Genomic DNA, 246 nt, shown 5'->3' on the forward strand with positions numbered 1-246 from the left:
TGCCCCTTCACCGATTCGCCGCGCGCCTCGAAATAGATGCCGGAAGCCAGGCACTGCTGCTCGGCCGCCGAAAAGACCGTCGGCGGCAGGATGCTGGCGGCCCAGGCATGATCCCTGGCACCGATCTGCGGAACGAAGCGGCCGTCATTGGCGCTCTTGTCGGTGAGGATCGAATCGAAGGGCGACTGGCGCGAGTAGTCCGGGGCGGCGGGCGCATAGGCGGTTGCCAGCACATCCGGCTTGTCG

1 protein-coding gene is annotated in these 246 nt (G+C 67.1%); it reads right to left on the reverse strand.

Annotated elements, in window-relative coordinates:
• Nucleotides 1–246: hypothetical protein (locus SB772_RS44355; RefSeq protein ID WP_410839072.1), on the reverse strand; the 246-nt coding region annotated here is incomplete at both ends.

The organism is Paraburkholderia sp. SIMBA_030 (assembly GCF_046535245.1).
Classification (GTDB): Bacteria; Pseudomonadota; Gammaproteobacteria; order Burkholderiales; family Burkholderiaceae; genus Paraburkholderia.